The sequence below is a fragment of the Nocardioides sp. LMS-CY genome (genome assembly GCF_018732145.1).
Lineage (GTDB): Bacteria > Actinomycetota > Actinomycetes > Propionibacteriales > Nocardioidaceae > Nocardioides > Nocardioides soli.
Window position 1 is genome coordinate 3,369,123 of record NZ_CP076104.1, and the last position, 17,783, is coordinate 3,386,905.

The 17,783-nt window shown below is 65.5% G+C and carries 17 protein-coding genes and 1 pseudogene; 7 read left to right on the plus strand and 11 right to left on the minus strand.

Features of this window, described 5'->3' with window-relative positions:
• The first annotated feature begins 27 nt into the window (after positions 1–27).
• Positions 28–612: a carboxymuconolactone decarboxylase family protein gene (locus KM427_RS16075; protein ID WP_215524539.1), complete on the plus strand. Its 585-nt coding sequence runs from the start codon at positions 28–30 to the stop codon at positions 610–612.
• Between the two features lie 31 nt (positions 613–643).
• Here the strand turns inward: KM427_RS16075 and KM427_RS16080 are convergent, their stop codons facing one another.
• Positions 644–787, minus strand: a complete 144-nt coding sequence (locus tag KM427_RS16080) for a hypothetical protein (protein WP_215524540.1) — start codon at positions 785–787, stop codon at positions 644–646.
• Between the two features lie 360 nt (positions 788–1,147).
• On the opposite strand from KM427_RS16080, the gene KM427_RS16085 reads away from it, so the two are divergent.
• On the plus strand, positions 1,148–2,380 hold the full coding sequence (locus KM427_RS16085) for an IS256 family transposase (protein WP_215527649.1): 1,233 nt from the start codon (positions 1,148–1,150) through the stop codon (positions 2,378–2,380).
• Between the two features lie 911 nt (positions 2,381–3,291).
• Positions 3,292–4,577: pseudogene (locus tag KM427_RS16090) on the plus strand (IS256 family transposase).
• A 401-nt stretch (positions 4,578–4,978) separates the two neighbouring features.
• On the opposite strand, the gene KM427_RS16095 reads toward KM427_RS16090, so the two are convergent.
• Positions 4,979–5,428, minus strand: coding sequence for a hypothetical protein (locus KM427_RS16095; RefSeq protein WP_183594129.1), 450 nt, complete (start codon positions 5,426–5,428; stop codon positions 4,979–4,981).
• The gene (locus KM427_RS16100) at positions 5,425–6,606 is read right to left on the minus strand and encodes an ImmA/IrrE family metallo-endopeptidase (protein ID WP_215524541.1); all 1,182 of its coding nucleotides are present in this window, start codon (positions 6,604–6,606) and stop codon (positions 5,425–5,427) included. The genes KM427_RS16095 and KM427_RS16100 overlap by 4 nt, the downstream gene beginning before the upstream one ends.
• Positions 6,607–6,796: 190 nt before the next feature.
• Here KM427_RS16100 and KM427_RS16105 point away from each other — a divergent pair, with 190 nt between their 5' ends.
• Positions 6,797–7,972: a HEPN-associated N-terminal domain-containing protein gene (locus KM427_RS16105; protein ID WP_215524542.1), complete on the plus strand. Its 1,176-nt coding sequence runs from the start codon at positions 6,797–6,799 to the stop codon at positions 7,970–7,972.
• A 149-nt stretch (positions 7,973–8,121) separates the two neighbouring features.
• On the opposite strand, the gene KM427_RS16110 is transcribed toward KM427_RS16105, so the two are convergent.
• On the minus strand, positions 8,122–8,952 hold the full coding sequence (locus tag KM427_RS16110; protein WP_252274560.1) for a GSU2403 family nucleotidyltransferase fold protein: 831 nt from the start codon (positions 8,950–8,952) through the stop codon (positions 8,122–8,124).
• Positions 8,888–9,550, minus strand: coding sequence for a hypothetical protein (locus KM427_RS16115; protein ID WP_183594125.1), 663 nt, complete (start codon positions 9,548–9,550; stop codon positions 8,888–8,890). The genes KM427_RS16110 and KM427_RS16115 overlap by 65 nt, the downstream gene beginning before the upstream one ends.
• Before the next feature lie 379 nt (positions 9,551–9,929).
• On the opposite strand from KM427_RS16115, the gene KM427_RS16120 reads away from it, so the two are divergent.
• Both KM427_RS16120 and KM427_RS16125 read left to right on the plus strand, forming a co-directional pair.
• Positions 9,930–10,721: a sigma-70 RNA polymerase sigma factor region 4 domain-containing protein gene (locus KM427_RS16120; RefSeq protein ID WP_215524543.1), complete on the plus strand. Its 792-nt coding sequence runs from the start codon at positions 9,930–9,932 to the stop codon at positions 10,719–10,721.
• A 323-nt stretch (positions 10,722–11,044) separates the two neighbouring features.
• Positions 11,045–11,263 carry an ABC transporter ATP-binding protein gene (locus KM427_RS16125; RefSeq protein WP_215524544.1) on the plus strand — a complete coding sequence of 73 codons (219 nt, stop codon included), beginning with the start codon at positions 11,045–11,047 and terminating at the stop codon, positions 11,261–11,263.
• Between the two features lie 961 nt (positions 11,264–12,224).
• Here the strand turns inward: KM427_RS16125 and KM427_RS16130 are convergent.
• Entirely contained in the window at positions 12,225–13,730 is a 1,506-nt protein-coding gene (locus KM427_RS16130) for a hypothetical protein (RefSeq protein WP_215524545.1), read from the minus strand.
• Positions 13,731–14,210: 480 nt separating this feature from the next.
• Positions 14,211–15,029 carry a helix-turn-helix transcriptional regulator gene (locus KM427_RS25860; RefSeq protein ID WP_353846968.1) on the minus strand — a complete coding sequence of 273 codons (819 nt, stop codon included), beginning with the start codon at positions 15,027–15,029 and terminating at the stop codon, positions 14,211–14,213.
• On the opposite strand from KM427_RS25860, the gene KM427_RS25865 reads away from it, so the two are divergent.
• The gene (locus KM427_RS25865) at positions 15,028–15,495 is read left to right on the plus strand and encodes a DUF5994 family protein (RefSeq protein ID WP_353846969.1); all 468 of its coding nucleotides are present in this window, start codon (positions 15,028–15,030) and stop codon (positions 15,493–15,495) included. The genes KM427_RS25860 and KM427_RS25865 overlap by 2 nt on opposite strands.
• A gap of 761 nt (positions 15,496–16,256) precedes the next feature.
• On the opposite strand, the gene KM427_RS16140 is transcribed toward KM427_RS25865, so the two are convergent.
• The 4 genes from KM427_RS16140 to KM427_RS16155 are packed head-to-tail and all read right to left on the minus strand — an operon-like array spanning position 16,257 to position 17,636.
• A complete protein-coding gene (locus KM427_RS16140) occupies positions 16,257–16,487 on the minus strand; it encodes a hypothetical protein (RefSeq protein WP_252274563.1) in 231 nt (76 codons plus the stop codon).
• A complete protein-coding gene (locus tag KM427_RS16145; RefSeq protein ID WP_215524546.1) occupies positions 16,484–16,804 on the minus strand; it encodes a hypothetical protein in 321 nt (106 codons plus the stop codon). Before KM427_RS16145 ends, KM427_RS16140 begins: the two co-directional genes overlap by 4 nt.
• A 38-nt stretch (positions 16,805–16,842) precedes the next feature.
• Entirely contained in the window at positions 16,843–17,082 is a 240-nt protein-coding gene (locus KM427_RS16150; RefSeq protein WP_215524547.1) for a hypothetical protein, read from the minus strand.
• An 11-nt stretch (positions 17,083–17,093) separates the two neighbouring features.
• Positions 17,094–17,636, minus strand: a complete 543-nt coding sequence (locus KM427_RS16155; RefSeq protein WP_215524548.1) for a DUF5994 family protein — start codon at positions 17,634–17,636, stop codon at positions 17,094–17,096.
• Positions 17,637–17,783 lie beyond the last annotated feature (147 nt).

A 17,783-nucleotide genomic window follows, 5' to 3' on the forward strand; every position in this document is an offset into this window, starting at 1 on the left:
GCCGGACGACCTCGAAAGGACCAGACCATGGCGCTCATACCGCTGAAAACCAAGGAGCAGGTCGATCCGGTCGACCTGCCGCTCCTCGAATCGGGTGAGGCGGCGTTCGGAACTTTGCTCAACACCTGGCTCGCCATCGCGGCCAGCCCGGGGATGCTCTCGACGTACCTTCCGTTCGTCAGGAGCGTCAGCGGGCCCGGACACCTCGACCAGCGGATCAAGGAGCTCACCGCGGTCTACGTGGCCGTGCTGAACCACTGCCGGTACACGACCAGCCATCGGTGCTACTCCGCTCAGGCCAAGGGCATCACGGCGGACGACCTCGCCCGCGTGGCGAGCGGGAAGCACGACGACTTCACGGACCGCGAGCGGCTGGGCCTAGAGCTCACCCGGTCACTGACCGTCGACGTGCCGGTCGTCGGGATCGCAACCAGCACGACCGGGGTGGACCCGCAGCTCCTGGCCCGAGTCAAGAGCGCCTTCGAACCGGCCGAGCTGGTCGAACTCACGATGTCGGTGTCGCTCTGGAACGCGTTGAGCCGATTCCATCGTGTGATGGGCCTCGAACTCGACCTCGGCGAGCCACCGGCCGCGGTCGACGCCGCGGTCTAAGGGCAGAGCGACTGGGCGGTTCGACGACGAGTCACCTCGCCGTCGAACCGCCCAGTCCGGTCAGGCCCTCCCGCAGGAACGACCTGACGCCGGCGATCCGGACCTCGACCAGGACCCATCCGGCTGTCAACGCCCCGATCGCGCCGAGCGCGATCCGCCGCTGCGCGCCTGCCATTGAGGCAGTCTCGAACGCCAGCGCGCACAGCAGTAACCCCCCGGGATAAATCGCCGCCTGAGGAACGCCCAGCCGCGCTCACGGCGGGTCGGTCCGGCCAGAACGTGCGCGAGCCGTGTATCGGCGCCGAGCTCCTGCTCGATGCCGGCGAGCTGCCGGGCCTCCCACTCGTTCACCACACGCTTCCCTTTGTCCACCGGGTGTCATGAGATGACCGGCCGGGCGGCGCAGCCGTGACGAGCCGCCGGTCAGCGAGGTCAGCGAGGTCAGCGAGAGCGTCCCCGGTGACACCCGGGTCCCGAGCGGCGGAGTTCATTCTCTTCGTGGGTGCGACCGAGCCCGGATAGGACACGAAGCACGATGGCCTTAGACAATGCTGCACTACTCGAGGTACTTGAAGCCATGCAGGCTGCTGGTGTCGAGGACCGGGTCCGCACCGCAGCCCAGACGATCTACCAAGCCCTGATCGACGCCGAGCTCACCGCGGTGATCGGCGCCGGTCCGTGGGAACGCAGCCCGGAGCGGACGGCGCAGCGCAACGGGTCCCGGTCCCGGACGTTGACCACGACCGCTGGTGACCTCGAGCTGCGGATCCCCAAGCTGCGCACGGGGTCGTTCTTCCCGAGCCTGTCGGAACGTCGACGCCGCGTTGATCAGGCGCTGTTCGCGGTGATCATGGAGGCCTACCTGCACGGGGTGTCGACCCGGAAGGTCGACGACCTGGTCCAGGCGCTGGGTGGCGCCAGCGGGATCAGCAAGTCCGAGGTCTCCCGGATCTGCGCCGACCTCGATGAGGAGGTCGGCGCGTTCCGGGACCGGTCCCTGGCCGAGGTCGCCTACCCGTACGTGTTCCTCGATGCGACCTACTGCAAAGCACGCGTGAACCGCCGGGTGGTGTCCCAGGCCGTGGTGATCGCCACCGGCGTCACCGCGGACGGGCGCCGCGAGGTCCTCGGGTTCGACGTCGGCGACAGCGAGGACGGCGCGTTCTGGACCGCGTTCCTGCGCGGGCTGAAGGCTCGCGGCCTGGCTGGTGTGCAGCTGGTCATCAGTGACGCGCACAGCGGCCTGAAGCAGGCCATCAGTGCGGTGTTGCTGGGCGCTGCATGGCAGCGGTGCCGGGTCCACTTCATGCGCAACGTGCTCGCCGTGGTGCCCAAGGGGAACTCGGAGATGGTCGCGGCAGCGATCCGCACGATCTTCGCGCAGCCCGATGCCGAGCACGTGGTCGAGCAGTTCGAGGTCATCGCGGCGATGCTCGGCAAGCAGCTGCCCAAGGTCGAGGACATGCTGCGTGAGGCCCGCGAGGACCTACTGGCCTTCACCGGCTTCCCGGTCAGCCACTGGAAGAAGGTCTGGTCGACCAACCCGCTCGAACGACTCAACAAGGAAGTCAAACGCCGCACCGACGTCGTCGGGGTCTTCCCCAACCCCGCTGCGCTGCTGCGCCTGGCCGGCGCCGTGCTGGTCGAGGCCCATGACGAGTGGCAGGTCACCGCCGAGCGGCGCTACCTGTCTGAGCACTCCATGGCGCAGTTGACTGGCAGCCCTGACGAGGAGGTGGCCAAGCCCGAGCTCATGACGGCATCATGAGAACCACTGACCCGCACGGTGTCGAGTAACTCCACCACGACGCGGGACGTCACCTGGTCGGTGCGGCGCGTAACGCACGGAAGTGTCTGTCTGACGCGGGATTCTTGGCTTGTCGAAGGTCAAGATCCACCGCGTAGAGAGGCACTCCGTAGGTGAAGCGTAGCCGCGTTGGGAATCTGGTTCTCGATCCCGTCCGCGAGTCGTTGATCTCCTCCTCTGGCACGCTGCTGGTCAAGGAGATGGTTCGGGTCGTCGCTCTGGACCGCGGCTTGTCCAGGGCGCTCTCGCCGTGCTTCGACCGCAATCCACCGCTTTCGGTTCGGGGTCAGGCGAGCGTGACTCCGCTCGCCGTGCCGCGAGCACGGCGCCTTCGTCGATGACGGACTCGGACCCGGCTGCTGGAGGTCGCGCCAGAGGCGAGGAGCATGATCCTCTCGGCTACCTCCTCGACTGTGCGAGCGGCCCTCGGTGTCGTCGGCCCGCAACCTGGCGGTGAGCCGCTAACTCCTACCCCTTCTCGCGCATCGCGAGCGAACGACCGCACACCAGGTTGCCCCCTCCCCTGATCATCGGCATCTGACCCGTTCCGCGTGTTCCGCGAGTTGAACCAGTGTGACGACTGGAACCACAGGAAGCCATGTACGGCTGTCCCCAGGGAGGCCTGTCCGACGTTAGGTGCGATGGGATGCCCCTCGCTGGGCGACAACTCGAGCGCACCTGTGCAGCAGACTTCAAATTTTCGCCCATGCAGAGAACCGGAAAGCCTCTGCGTCGTGGAGCAATGATCAGAACCTGTGGATGGCTCTCGGTGAGGTGACGTAGAAGAGGCGTACCTCCCGAGCAAGATCGAAGCCCATGCTCAAGTTCGGATCGAGGTCGGCGTTGGAGCGCCGGCTCGGGAAGGTACGCCCATGCTCAAGGTAGTCCACGAGGAGAACCAGCCCCAGCAGCACGTCCCGGCGGCCGTCGGTGGGTCGTTGCTTGACGAGCCCGCGACGGTGCTCGGCAGATGCTGGCTGCGGCGTTATTGGCCGAGGTCGCTGCCTACGTCGAGGCCCACCGTCACGAGGTCGACGCCGAGGGTCGCCGGCTGGTCGTCCGCAACGGGTTCCACGACCCGCGGGAGGTCGCCACGTCGGCCGGCTCGGTGCCGGTGCGCCAGCCGCGGGTCAACGACAAGCGCATCGACGAGGAGACCGGGAAGCGGAAGCGCTTCTCCTCGGCGATCCTGCCCGCGTGGGCGAGGAAGTCTCCGGGCGTGGCCGAGGTGCTTCCGCTGCTCTATCTGCACGGCCTGTCCTCGGGCGACTTCGTGCCCGCGTTGGAGCAGTTCCTCGGGTCAACGGCGGGCCTGTCCGCGGCGACGGTCACCCGGCTCACCGCCCAGTGGCAAGACGACGCGAAGGCGTTCGGGAAGCGGTCCCTGGCCGAGACCGACTACGTGTACCTGTGGGTCGACGGCATCCACCTCAAGGTCCGCCTCGAGCAGGACAAGGTGTGCCTACTGGTGATGATCGGCGTCCGAGTCGACGGCACCAAGGAACTGGTCGCCCTGGCCGACGGGTTCCGCGAGAGCTCGGAGTCGTGGGCCGACCTGCTGCGTGACTGCAAGCGCCGCGGCATGCGCGCCCCGGTGCTGGCCATGGGCGATGGTGCGCTGGGGTTCTGGAAGGCGCTGCGCGAGGTGTTCCCCGACACCAAGGAGCAGCGCTGCTGGTGGCACAAGCTGGGCAACGTCCTCGCCGCTCTGCCGAAATCCGCGCACCCCGGCGCGAAGGCCGCGCTCGCCGAGATCCACAACGCCGAGGACAAGGACCACGCCGTCAAGGCCGCGAAGGCGTTCGCCGCCGACTACAGCGCCAAGTGGCCCAAGGCCGTCGCAAAGATCATCGACGACCTCGACGTACTGCTCGCCTTCTACGACTTCCCCGCTGAGCACTGGATCCACTTGCGCACGACGAACCCGATCGAGTCGACCTTCGCGACCGTCCGGCTTCGGCAGCGGGGCACCAATGGACCCGGATCCCGCGCCGCCGGCATCGCGATGGCATTCAAGCTCATCGAGTCCGCACAAGCCCGCTGGCGCGCGGTCAACGCACCCCACCTCGTCGCCCTGATCCATGCCGGCGCCGAGTTCAAGAACGGCAAACTCGTCGAACGACCCGACGAATCAGGAGGTGACGCTCACGCCGCATGACACGCCGATCCACAGGTCTTGACTATTACCCTGCGTCGTGTGAGTACCGTGTGCACCCCACAGACGCTCCTGATCGCAGCTTATGCAGGTCAGCCGCGTGAAGCCATCAGTACTACGACATTTAGGTCGTAAACTGATCGAATTACTCGTATTCGATCAACGGTGGCCCCGGGTCTCCCCGGGGCCACCAATCATTTCGATTGCGGGATCGCTACCGATTCCCGCCCCCATGCCACGCATCCAATGGAACACGCCGCGGCAGGGTCTTGCGGGCCTAAACCGCGGTCAAGACCCGCAAGGCAGCAGCTGATCTGCACGATCACCGCTCCCGCCCAGGTCCGCAGCTCATCGTCGTGGTTGCCCCTCACGCGTCTTCTGTCACCGGATCGTGCAGCGAATCCTCAGTCTGCGGGTGATCCCGCAGCGTCGATGAGTGCCGCCAACGCCTCAGGCGTGGCGGTCTTGACGTCGAACTCCTTGGCCTTGTCACGCACGGCTCTGTCGTTGGTGACGATGACCCACTCCTCTTCGAAGAGCGTGGGCTTCTCCGGCTTGTTCAGCACAACGGCCGTTGCAACGAGGACGGGGTCAGCGGCGCCCCTGTTGCCGTAGAGGTCGAGAAGTCCCTTGTCTCCGACCGGCACCGTCTTCATCACGGCGCTGAGCTCATTGAGTATCCGAACGCTCATTGGCACGGTCAGCGGTGTCAAGAGTTCGGCTCGCCGTGTGCCCGCCTCGTGTGCGACCTCCTCGGGCACACGGCAGTACTCCCTGAAGAAGTGGGATGCATTGCGCTTGGTTCCCAGGAAGATGAGCGCGTTGTTATCAACGAGGTACTTGGTCTCGGTCATGCCACCAACGCCCTGTAGTCGTTGATGGACTGCGCTCCACGGAACTTGTTGGAAAACATCACTCGGCAGAAGTCGCCACGTGAGACGCCCTGAGCGTCGTAGAGGGCGAGCATTCGACGCGAGCACTCCACGCCGTTGTACTTCCGCAGAGCCTTAAGTCCCTTTGCCGCGCGGCGAGGCGGGTTGCCTCCCCTTTCGTACGCGATGCGGAGCTCCTCGAGGTATCGGTCTGCCTCCTGCTTGCCAAGAATGTTGAGGCGGCGCGCTCGAGTGACCACGGCGCTCGGGGTCACCTTGAACACGTCCGAGGTATCGCGCACGGCATCGAGCGTGCTCAGGTCGGCGTGCTTGAAGTCGGCGGCCGGCATGAGCAGCTCCGCGGTGATCTCCCACTCGCGGAAAGTCGTCTCGTCGCTCGTATGGTCCTTGTAGGTGACAGTCGCGAACGTACCCCGCGCCACGAGCACGGCAAGGAGGGCAAGGGTAAAGACCCGCCGCCCAGCAGGCTCGTACTTCTCGCCTTCATCGCCGCTGGCGATGAAAATGTAGGGCACCTTGTTGTCCTTCACAGTCATCCCGCTGAATCGTGCGCCCTTCGGCATCTGCTGTGGCATGTAGTTCTTAGCGCTCTGGGCGACCAGTACGTGCTGTGCCTCAAGTTTCTCGACGAGGAGCGCGAGCGCATCGCCCTTGTTCTTCGTGTTGCGCAAGTCGGTGGGAGACAGGTTGATGAGGCCCATCAGCTTCGCAGCGTCCGCCCGCGCCGATACGCCAGGAAGCTTGAGGCAGTTCACGACAGGGTTCTTCGGAAGCGCTTTGTCGGTCTTGAGGTACTCCTGCTTGCGCAGAAGGTCCTTGACGATGAGCTCTACCTCGTGAATACGCACCGTGTTCCGCGAGTTCATGGCGAACGCGGTCTTCTTGCCGAAGCCGACCATGAGCGCCTCGGTCTTCATGCGAAGCTGTTCGACCACCACGTCACGGGGCGCGAAGAAGAGCGGGTAGGGGATCTCCGCCTGCCGTGCCATCCGTACCAGTTCACGGAAGGGCATCGTGCCCGAGTTGAGCGCCTTCCTGATGGGCTCGTAGTCGTGGACCACCGACTGCTCAAAGAGCGCCGCGAACACCTCGCGGTCGATGGACACGGTTGCGCGGTCGAGCGTGACGTTGATGGTCATGAGACACCATTGGAAACCCTCCTCCCGAGACAGCACTCAAATGTGGGCCGGACCACTCTCAGATCCAAGCACGACACGCCCAGCCGTATCCAAGTTCTGCCCGGACGGGCGGCCTCGCGTCCGGGAAGTGTGCGGCCCGAGTTGCAGCGAGGGCAAGACAATCCGGCAGTGCCCCGTGTTCGATTGACTCATGGGCTTGGTGAAGCGGTACATGGCGGAGGTCGAAGCGCGGGGGTGGAGCGACGACGAGAGCACCATCTGTTCCCAGTGCGTGACGGACCCTGCACTTGTCGAAGCCGTCAGGGCTGAGGGCGGGACCGATCCCTGCGACTTCTGCGAGGACGTATCCGCGGCTCCGGAGGCGAGCGCGTCCATTGAGGTGGTGCTCGAACTGGTGGTGGATGGGCTCCGTTTCGAGTACGAAGACCCGGTCGAAGGCATGGCATGGGACGACGGCGAGTACGTGGGCACCACCCACGACACGTGGGACCTGATCCTCGATCTGGGCGCCACGGAAAGCACCGACGTAGTCCGCGCGCTCACGTATGCCATTGAGCAGGACGTGTGGTGCCAGAAGGACCCCTACGCGGCGAAGCCAGCCGACGCACTCCGGTGGGGGTGGGAGGCCTTCCGGATGCACGTAAAGCACAAGCGCCGGTACACCTTCCTGGTTGAGGACCACAGCACGGCTGAGGGAGCCGGGGAGATTCCACTCCACGCGATGCCCAACGCCGTCTCCGATTCGGTTCACGCTGGAGGCCTCGTCGTGACGCTTCCAAAGGGCAGCGAGTGGTGGCGGCTGCGTCCTCACCCCGCCACAGAGAGCTACTCGATTGCCGCCGAGATTGGGACACCTCCTGACAAAGCGGCCCGAGATAACCGCATGACCCCGAAGGGCATCGGTGCCTTCTACGGAGCATCTACAGAGAAGGGGGCACGTGACGAGGTCGCCGGCTATGCCGACCCTGCTCACGCAGCCAGCATCGGTCGCTTCACCACCGCAGTACCCCTCACAGTTGTCGACCTGAGAGATGTGCCGACCGTGCCCTCGCTCTTCGATCCTGCCCTTCGGCACCTGCGTCCCTACATCGAGTTCCTCCACGGCTTCGTGCGAGACGTGCGGGAGGTTGCTGACCCGGGCGACTTCCAGAATCTCGACTACATCCCCACGCAGGTGATGGCCGAGACCATGAGGTACGACCTCTCTGCAGACGGTGTGCTTTGGCGCTCCTCGAAGGACCCGTCCGTGACCTCATGTGTGCTGTTCATCCCGCCCGAAGAGGTAGCCGACGGCGGCCACGAGGTGGATAAGACACGCCTCGTGCTGGACCCGACCTCCATTGCCTACCTGCCGCCACCCCTCTGATCAACGTACGCTCCCGCAGTTGTTTGTTCATGCGCAGCAGTCGCTGAGGTCTAGCGCGGAGTCAGGCGTTCGCGTCCCGTGTCCTCGTCTGCGGCAATCAGCTCGAGCCGAGGTGCGACACTCCGCAGCGAACGACGCGCCGTCACTCCTCAGGCGTTCAGGATTCGAATCGCAGTCTGTCCGTTGGCGCGGGCGCCGGCCGGCAGCGTCCGCCATTGAGCGGCAGAGTCCGGAAGGGCGCGCGCCAACATCTGGAGTCGGGAGCGATCCGACCCAGCGAACTGCTCCCGCTCGGCGTAGGGATCGTCGATGACCGCAAGTAGGAGCGCAGCATCCTGGAGGTGACGTTCCCGGTCGCGGGAGTCGGTCTGATACGCAGCGGCCTTGAGGATGACGGCGCCGAACGGGGACGGCACACTCACCGTTGTGGTGCGCCCAGCCGTGATCTGGATCCGTGCGTTGATCGTTCGACGTAGGGCCTGGGTGCCGCCCTCGATGGCGACCATCGTGCGACCACGGAGCTTCTCGACCACTCGCGGTGAGGCGTGGTCGGCGACGAGAACGTCAACCACGTCGGGACCGTCGGTGACGACGTCGACGGTCGAGTCCCCTCGCCTGAACCGGTGGGCGGTGTTGTTGCGTTCGTCGATCGACGGCGCCAGCTCGTATCCGAGTGATTCGAGGGCCCTCGCGGTCTCAGACGCGATGCCGCGGGTGGTCTCGACGTGCAGGACGATGTCGACGTCATTGGTGGGGCGTACTGTGGCGATGCCTGCGTGGATGCCGTGCAGTTGAGCCATCAGTCCGCCGACGAGCGTCCACTTGTCGTGGGGCAGCACTGCCTCGATCTCGGCGACGTTCGGCCATGGCGCACCCCAACCGCCGGCGGGCGTGGCGACGTCGATGGTCGGCCGGTCAGCCACGGAACTCTCCCAGCGCGCGCTCGAGCACACCGATTCCGGCTCGGCGTTCGCGGACATCGAGGGACTCGGCCAAGTCGAGTGCGGCGAGGACATCGCTGGCGTCGATCAGGTCGCGGACCACAACGAGGTCCATGGAGGTCGCGCGGAGGGTCACGCTCCCGGTGTCATCGCGAATCAGGCCGTGTCGAGCCGCGACCGCTTTCAAGGCGGTCGTGGCCAGGTAGCCGTCGATCGCGTTCGTCGTCGCCAATCCCAGTCGTGCGGCCGCCGATGATGTGTCGACCAACTCCGAACGCAGCCGCCCCCCTGCGCTGCGGTGTGCGACGTACCGGCTCACGCTGGCCCGCCCGCGGGCGCGCTCGACAAGTTCTTCTGCTCCGAGCCCACGGAGTCGTCCTCTGAGGCGGGACCGCTGGCTCTCCCCCAGCCACCCCGCCTCACGTCCGGAGAGCAAAGCCACGGCCGCCCATGCCGTTGACTCGGCCCACGCCCTGGTGTGCGAACCACGGCGAACGGCCAGCAGGCGTTCAACCGAGGTCTCGTCGACCACTCCCCTCGCCAGCGACCGCAGCTCACCCCGCGCGACCAGGTGCTGCACCTGCCGCGTCGAGACACCGAGCCGCTCAGCGGCATCAGAAACGGCGAGCAACGACATGACATACATATTCGCTTAGGCGAAGTTGTCCGTCAAACACGGCAGGCCCGGCCTGTCGCTGTGGGGGCATGCCGCAGACATCCCCGCAGAACACCTCGCGGCACCGGCGGTCGAGGGCTGGACCGCGTTGCCGGCGCGGACCTGACCTGTGGAGATCCCCGAGGACCGCGGGCTGGCCGTCCCTGAGTTGCGGCTGCCAATCCAGCGGATTTCGGAGGCGCGACGCCTCGCTATGTCGGTGGTTGTTGCGACACTGATTCGGCCGTCGGCTGCTTCCCAGAAAAAGATTCCGGAAGGTTGGGGGGTGGCACGCTGGGCGGCACTTATGAGGGGACATCGACGAGCTTGCTCGCCGACGTCGCCGAACTGAGGAGACGCTATGGCCTTCGAGCCGAAGCGACCGCCGGGTGGCCCCGGCGCCTCAGGCGAGCCCGTACAACTGCAGCCGGGTGAAGCGGCGATCCCGGAGGACTGGCTCAGCGAGCCTGAGCACGCTGGGCTCGCGGACAAGGTCGACCGCCTGGCCGGCGACGTCGAGGTCGTCATGCTTCTGGCACTCAGCAACTACGAGGGCGACCGCTGGGATGTCTTCGCGACCGAACTGGCTAAGTACGGCATGGCTGTGATCGGCGGGTGGATGCATAAGGGCCTCATCCACCACAAGTGTCGTGCCAAGGGCTTCGGCCTGCCTGAACTCGGGCGTCCGTTTGAACCGGATGAGATCACGGAACTGACGAGCGAGACGGTGGCAAAGGCGTTGTACCACTTTCGGCGCGACGTGCTCTTGAAGCGCAAGTGGGACAGCACCCGCGGGGCAACACTCCGTACCTACTTCGTTGGCCAGTGCATCATCCGGTTCGCCAACATCTACAGACATTGGTGGGGCAACGAGTCGAGGTTCCGACAGGCGAGTCGCAGCGACGACCACGAACTCTTGAACGAGCTCGGTGGCGTACGAACCGACGACTTTCAGCGGGCTGCTGCCCACCGCGACGAGATCGAGCGGTGCTTGGCCGAGGTCAAGGACGACCGCGTCAAACACGCGATGTTGCTGACCGCGGCTGGCCGCAGCCAGGCAGAGATCGCCGATCTCCTGGACTGCACTGAGAAGACCGTCGAGCGGATGCTCTACAACGAGCGTCAGCGCCAAAGGAAGAGGAGAGCCGGTTGAACAAAGACATCAAGCGCGCCATCGAGCGCAGCTCGTTCGGAACGAAGCAGGCCGCGGCCGCTCGGCGATCAGTACCAGCCAAGGCGGCCTCGAAGGTCGTAGCCAGGGCCTCGCAACAGGCGCCGCGATCTGGGCGCAAGCAATCTGGGGGGTAGGCCGAACCCTGGCACTTATACCTAGATGTCAGGCGCTCGAACGGCACTGACGGAGCCCCACAACGGGTGAGGCTTCTCAACCCACAGCAGCAGATCGAAGAGCCCTCACGCCTAGATATCGCGAAGACTACTCGATCCGCCGCTGTACGAGGACCCAAGGAGGTCCCCATGGCACGGTCCGGCAGTTCCAAGGGAAGCGCCCGTAGCGCGATCACGGGAAGGTACGTCTCGAAGGCGACGGCGGCGCGGCACCCCCGCACCACCGTCGTCGAGCGGGGCGGCAACAAGGGTTCGGGGACGTCGTACCGCTCCGCGATCAGCGGCAAGTACGTCACCAAGGGCACTGCCCAGCGACACCCGAACACGACCGTCACCGAGAACGGTTGACGATCGACAAAGGCCCCGCGGGCCGCATGCCTTGCGTGTGCGGCCCGCGATGGCATCCGCGCCGTGGCTGCAATGCGGGTGTTGTTCGCTCTGGGCGGCGAACCGGGCAACCCGATTGTGTCGGTGTTCGCACCCGGCCTAGCGATCAAGACCGCGAACGAAGTAGGAGCGAAAGGAAGCAGGACATGCCAGATCGGGTCGACGAAGCGCTCAAGCATCGCTGTATCTACCTTCCGCGCGGCACGGAGCAGGACACGCTCGGGCCGGGCAAGCAACTCGGGCTGGTCCTCGCGCGGCGGCACGGCGCACAGCTGACCGTTCTTTCGGTGCAGAAGAACGGCGCCACGCATCACCCGGAGTTGGCGAAGCAGACCATCGTGACCGAGCGCAGTGGCCGCGTCGAAGATGGTGGAGTCGTTCTCGCGTGGTGTCCGCGGCACAAGACACTGGAGAAGCTGCACCACCTGGAGGAGAGCGTCGTCGTGCTCGTGGAGTGGATCCCGGGTGAGATGGAGGCGTGGGCCAAGATCAATCGCGCCTACAACATCATCACCGGCGAGGTGATGGACGCTGACCTGAGCGCTCAGTCCACCGAGATCCTCGAAAATATCGTGCACGAGGCATACAAGGGGTGGACCGACAGCATCTCCGAGCGCCTGGTGCGCAGTTGGCTCAACGACCTCGCAACACTCGGCGAATACGACCGCGAACTGGTGATCGCCTTCGCCAGACAGACGAAGTACGAGTCGAGCATCGAGCGCTTGGAACGCATCATCGACAGGTTCGAGGCGGCAAGAGGTCACGCGCAAACGAGTTCTCGTCGTTGGGAGTTGTCATCAGCCACAACGCAGTCACAACACCAGTCGGAGTTCAGCGTTCATGATCGGTCAATCGTCTCGTTGTTGAGGTGCTTCGACGTGCCGTCGACAACGCGGGTATGCAGCAAGTCGCGCTCGCTCTCTCAAGTGGCTCGCCCGGCCCGCTCCCTGAACGACTCGATCCGTGAGAAGAGCCCAATCGACTCCCACGTCGAAGAGAGCAGTTCGTTGTGGCGCTCTCCGGAAAGAGTGGCCCTCAGCCGAAGCTCGTTGGCTGCAGAAACCTGTTCGTTGTCTAAGACGGCGCGGCTGAATTTCACTGCGTCGAGCGTTGCAAGCGACTCGAGTTCCTCGGCGGAGACGACGGCGATCGGAAAATCCCTCGCAGGGAGGCTCTCGGCCAGGATCCAGTTCTGGTCTGCATAGAACGGCTCCATCGTGACGACGATGCCGACCCTCGGCTTCCTGGGGTCGATTGCCGGCTCGCGGCCGGCGATGGCCTCGATATCGCGGTTCGATCGGTTCAGTTGCGCGAAGCCCTTCCCGATGCTGCGCCCGACCCCTTCAAGCCAGTCGGCACTGCCGACCCTCAGCGACTCCACCGGCTGACTCGCCTTGCATTCAACGAGCACCAGTGCGCCCGGCAGGTCCACAAACCAATCGCAGGAATCCGTCTTCGACCGCCGTGGGCCGTAACGAAGCTCGGGGACGACCTTGCTATCACCGCTGACGAGGCCGAGGTGCCGTCCGACGTAGTGCTGGAAGACGTGGCCGAGGTCGCGGGTGAAGGCATCCCCAAGTTCTCGCCTCGACAGGTGGTAGATCGATGGTGGGACTGCCTTCCTCATGATGGCCTGCACCAACGGTGCGATCGGGATCGGCGCGACGTCCTCGATGAACGGTGTGTCGAGCAGAGGATTGAACGCAAACTTCTTCTGCGCGGTGGGCAGCGGGTCCTGGAAGCCACGGTTAGCCTCCTTGAAGGCTGATGCCGTCGTCACCAGATGCTCAGTGAACGTTCGACGGACGGCGTCGAGCGGAATCACCCCGTCGAGCTCTTCCCAACCGGGTCCGTCAAGCCAATTCAACGAAAAGCCGCCATTGTGCTGCTGCGCCATTGTCGAGATCAAGAAGATGCTCTCGACGTAATCATCGAGACTGAGTCCGTCCGTGATGGACTCAAACCAGCCCGGCGTCATTGCCTCCGGAGTGAAGTTGGGCGGAAACTCGACCCCCGATCCGAACAGAAGGATCGTGCGTGCGATTTCGCTGAAGATCGAGCGTTGACTCGGGAACTGCTCAAAGAAGTGACGGGCGAGTACCTGCCCGAGTCCTTCCGCGGAGTTCGGATCAACAACGAGGCCCTCGTCGGCGAGTTGCGCACACCGGTTGCACAGTTCGAGAAGGGTCCGAAGATCGGCCTCCGGCCGCTCGAATCTGCTCCAAGCCAGAGCGGTCCGAGCGACGTCTCCGATGCACCACGGAGTCAGCCCCATGCGTGCGAGCTCGTCCGACACCTCATCCTGTGCGATCCGTGCTGCGGTTGCGGCTGCCTGAACCAGCAGACTGTCGCGATCAACCCTGCGCACCTTGCGCTTGTATCGGTCCCATGTCCATGGCGAGGTGGTGCTGTGGCTGCGCGGGGTCACGCTGTGATTCTTCCGCCCGAGCGCACAAGGGGAACCGTCCCTGTCATGCCTGGTGCAGAAAACAGTGCCCGCACGCCTTCTCGATGCCCGCACGCCTTCTCGATGCCCGCTCCCCTGCGACGGGCCCATCCCTGACGACGACGCTTGGCAACTTGCCGCCAAACGCGCGAGTCGCAAACCCGCACTTCAGTGACGGGGTGGGCACCCGTTACAAGCGTGGTACAAACGGAGTTCACGAATCTACGTTTGAGCAGGTCAGCATGGGTCAGTCAGTCAGAACTACGACCTGTAGAGGTAGTACAGCTCAAATTGGATTGCGCGTGCTTGGCGAGAGCGCCGATCACCGCGTCGGCGACGTACTTTGGGCTTGACCCTGAGGACTCTGCTGCGAACGCTTGGCTGCGGCGTGACCGCCCAGAACCGGAACATGGCAACCAGGCGAGGGCCGTGCGCGGGCCAGACTCGGACGTCGGTTGACGCCTATTGACGTGGAGCGCTATCCGGAGGACAGTTCCGTACACGTGGTGGCATTGCCCGATACGGGGGAAGGGTCGTTTCATCGCCTCGGCCCGTAGGCCGGATCGCGATTCGTGTACGCCACGCTTCGTGCGTCTCGTCGCTACGACGGGTTGACGGGCACTTCGGAGAGATCCGGAGTGCCCGGTCCCGTTGAAGGCAAAGCGGTTTACTCGGAACGAGGCACAGCCTGGCGATAGGGAGTCTCTGCGCTCGGCGCGACGTTGTTGTCCCAGGCAAGGGCGACGCCTTGATCTGGCTCGCGACATCCAGCTTGTACAGCACCGCCTTGACCTGGGTACGAACCGTCAGTTCGGAGACGACGCGCAAGACGGCGATCTCGCTGACCACGTGCCCAGCCATGAGGTGGCCCAGGACGGCCCGTTCCTGCCGACTCAGGCTCGCAAGTCGGGCGCTGACCGCAGCGCGGTCACCATGTCCTCGACGGTACAAACCGACCAGTTTGAGCCGTTCGGCCCGGTCAACCGACGGTAGGCCGTGCATCGTCTTGCGGACGACCGCGAGGAACTCTTGTAGCGATGCCGCCTTGCACGCGACTGCAACTGCACAGGCCAAGACCACGCCTCGCCGCGACGGTACGCGGTGTCGACATCGATGACCGCGACGACGCGTTGACCGACACGCGACAAGGACCGGTACACCCCGGCCGGTCACGGCGGATATCGCGAGGGGCGAGTTGGCACGTCCGAGTAGTGTCGAGAGCAACCGACCTGTCGAGCCAGTTCGTCGAACTGCGGGGCAGGACTGAAGGGCGGACGTCATGACGACGTCTCCGAACACACCTGGCGAATCCCCGGTGGCAGCAGCGCCGCTGCGTCTGGCGCTCCACGAGACCCCAGACCATCTCGACGGCGCATGGTGGCCACGGTCCCGCGTCCTGGCGACCGAAGCCGCTCAGCTGGTCGACCAGTTCCCGGCCTCGGTCGGTCGGATCAACCGACTGCTCTTCTCCCGCCCCGACTGGGACGACGGGGCCACGAACGGTCAGGGACTTCGTCGAATTCAGGCAGGTCGGGGGCCAGTGAAGGTGGGCTCGTTCCCCAGGGACGACACGCATCTGATGGTTCTGTCCATGGCGAACGGTCGCCGCCTTCGCCTCGTGGTGGTGCCTAGCGACACCGATCAGGCCGAGGGTGAGCGACGAATGCGCGCCGTCGCGACGCACAGCGCCCATGGCGGTACGGACCCTGACTGGGCGCGCGCGCATCATGAGAGTCCGGGTCACTAGCCTCTCGTTCGGCCGCCGCCGCACGCCGGAGGCCGCCGGCCCGGGCGTCGGAGCCCCGGCGCTCATACGGTCAGGCTTCGACTGCGGTCAACGTCAGGAGTCCCAGATGCCCCTACCGAGGCGTCGCCCCGGGCCGCTGGAGCACGACCGGCTTGTGACATGCCTTCAAACGGTCGGGGTCGCGCGAGCGAGACTACGCGGTCGACGAGGAGCGGCACGAGAGATCGACAAGGCGGCCGCACGTGAAGACCTGCTCGACGCGTTGGAGCAGTACGCCTCCGCCATCACTGACCTGGGCGCGCCCATACCTCGTCGGATCAGAACCGAGATCGTGGTCTACCGCCGGCTAAGGGGCGCGCCCTGAGGCATTGACTCGGCCGGCGCCGTGTCGCGCGATGTTCAGCACGAGATGCCAACGATGAGCGGAGGAACAACATGTCCCTCAGTGCCAGTGCTGGCGTGGCGCTCCTCGACGCCGCGCAGATCGCGGGCGCCATGACGACGAACGATCCCAGGCTCGCCCTGCTCTCGGAGGTGGTCTCTTCGAGTCGATGCCCGAGGGTCGTGCTCTCATCCTGGAGACCACCCAGATTCGCGCCGCCATCCAGCGGCCGCTCGTTCGCGACCCGCAAGCCGGCGAGCAGATCATCGCAAACCTGGTGGCGACCGTCTCGGGGACTCCGCTGACCTAGAATCCGGGCCCACGAGATGAGCCAGGCTCATCAGATGTGACCTCGAAGTGCCGACCACGGCTCCATCCGTCAGAGGACAGCGCCCCGAGGTGCGACTTCCACAGCTGCGACGCCCCTGGCATACAACACCACGAGCCGGTCGCCGTGTCTGCAGCGCAGTACGCCGGAGTCGTTCGAGAGCCTGGCTACGACGTGGTCGATCAACTCGGCGTCGCTTCCCGCGTCGGGGTCTTCGTAGGTGACGTCGGTACTGTCACCGCTGACCAGCCGGACGCGAAGCACCAGGCCCGACACGGTCACGGCCCGATAGCGGTGCACGCTTGCTGCTGAACTCGCCGGGCCGCGTCGCGAGCGGCGGCCTTGTCGGGGAACCAGTCACCAGAGACAGCCACCCGGTCGCCCTCCGACCGCCAGGCAGTCCACCGCCAACTGCCACCGGACTTGGTGTGGATCCGGTAGTCGGGATCATCGGCATTCACTCGGAAGTCATGGGCTGCCTGGTCGGCGTGGGCGAGGCTGACGAAGGTCCGCCCAGCCCAGGCGACGACTCGATCGTCGTCATCGAGCAGCCACCATGCTGGCTTGCTCGCCAGATTCGCCTCGATGACGAACTTCATCGTCGGTGCCTCCTTGTTCGCCTCGATCGGAGTCGGTGTCAGGCGTACTGCCCCGTGGAGTCGCCGGCTGCGGCCCGGCCGGAGCCGTCGAGCACCACGGCGGCCGCCACAAGTGCCCACGCGACCACAAGGGTGGCTTCGGCCTCGGACCCAGGATCGACCACGGTGAGCTCCCCCGTGGCGTCCGTTCCGACTTGGACGATCTGGGAACGGACCTGCTCCTCCATACCCGGAACGATCCCCCAGCGCTGCGTCCACCCGTTGCCGTAGAGCATCAAGTACGCCACTGTCAGCTGCCTGTCCGGAACGACGGTGGCATCGGGCTCCGTCTCCACCAGGACCCACCGTCGTCGGTCCAGTGACCCGTGGGGTCGACATCAGGCGAGTCCACGACCTCTGCGAGGAGGTCGTTTGCCGAGTGCGCGTTTCCGGAGGTCGCAGCAGCCAACAGTGCCTCCTCGCCCTGGCCCGCGGTGAAGCCGGGTGGCACGACCAGGACGTGGAGCACGGTCCGGTCCGACATCGTGAGGTCGATCAGGTGGCTGTCGTCGCGAGGAAACGAGCCGACCTTCACGTAGCCGCCGGCGACCGGAACACGGCGCGGCCCGGGATCCCAGTCGGGCGGGGAGAACAGCACGCGCGCGACCCGGCCGAACCGCGGGGGGATGTGGTCGACCAGGTCGGCCAGCTCCACCGCCAAGTCGCGGCTCTGGGGCCACCACGCGCCATCGAGACGATTCTTGCCGGGATGCTCGGCCATGTTGAGCCGCAGCGGGCCGCGACCCACGGGGGCGATTTCGGAGGGATGCATGAGCCCCTTCGACGTCGTCATGACGTCCGCCTCTCGACCGACACCGACCTCCGGGCGGAGGCCTTATCGCCGGTCACTCACCTCAACCCTACGCCCGGCACCAACCTCGGCGATCAGTCCAGTCGGCGCACCATCCCATGGCGTTCAGACACGCGTACACCGACGCCG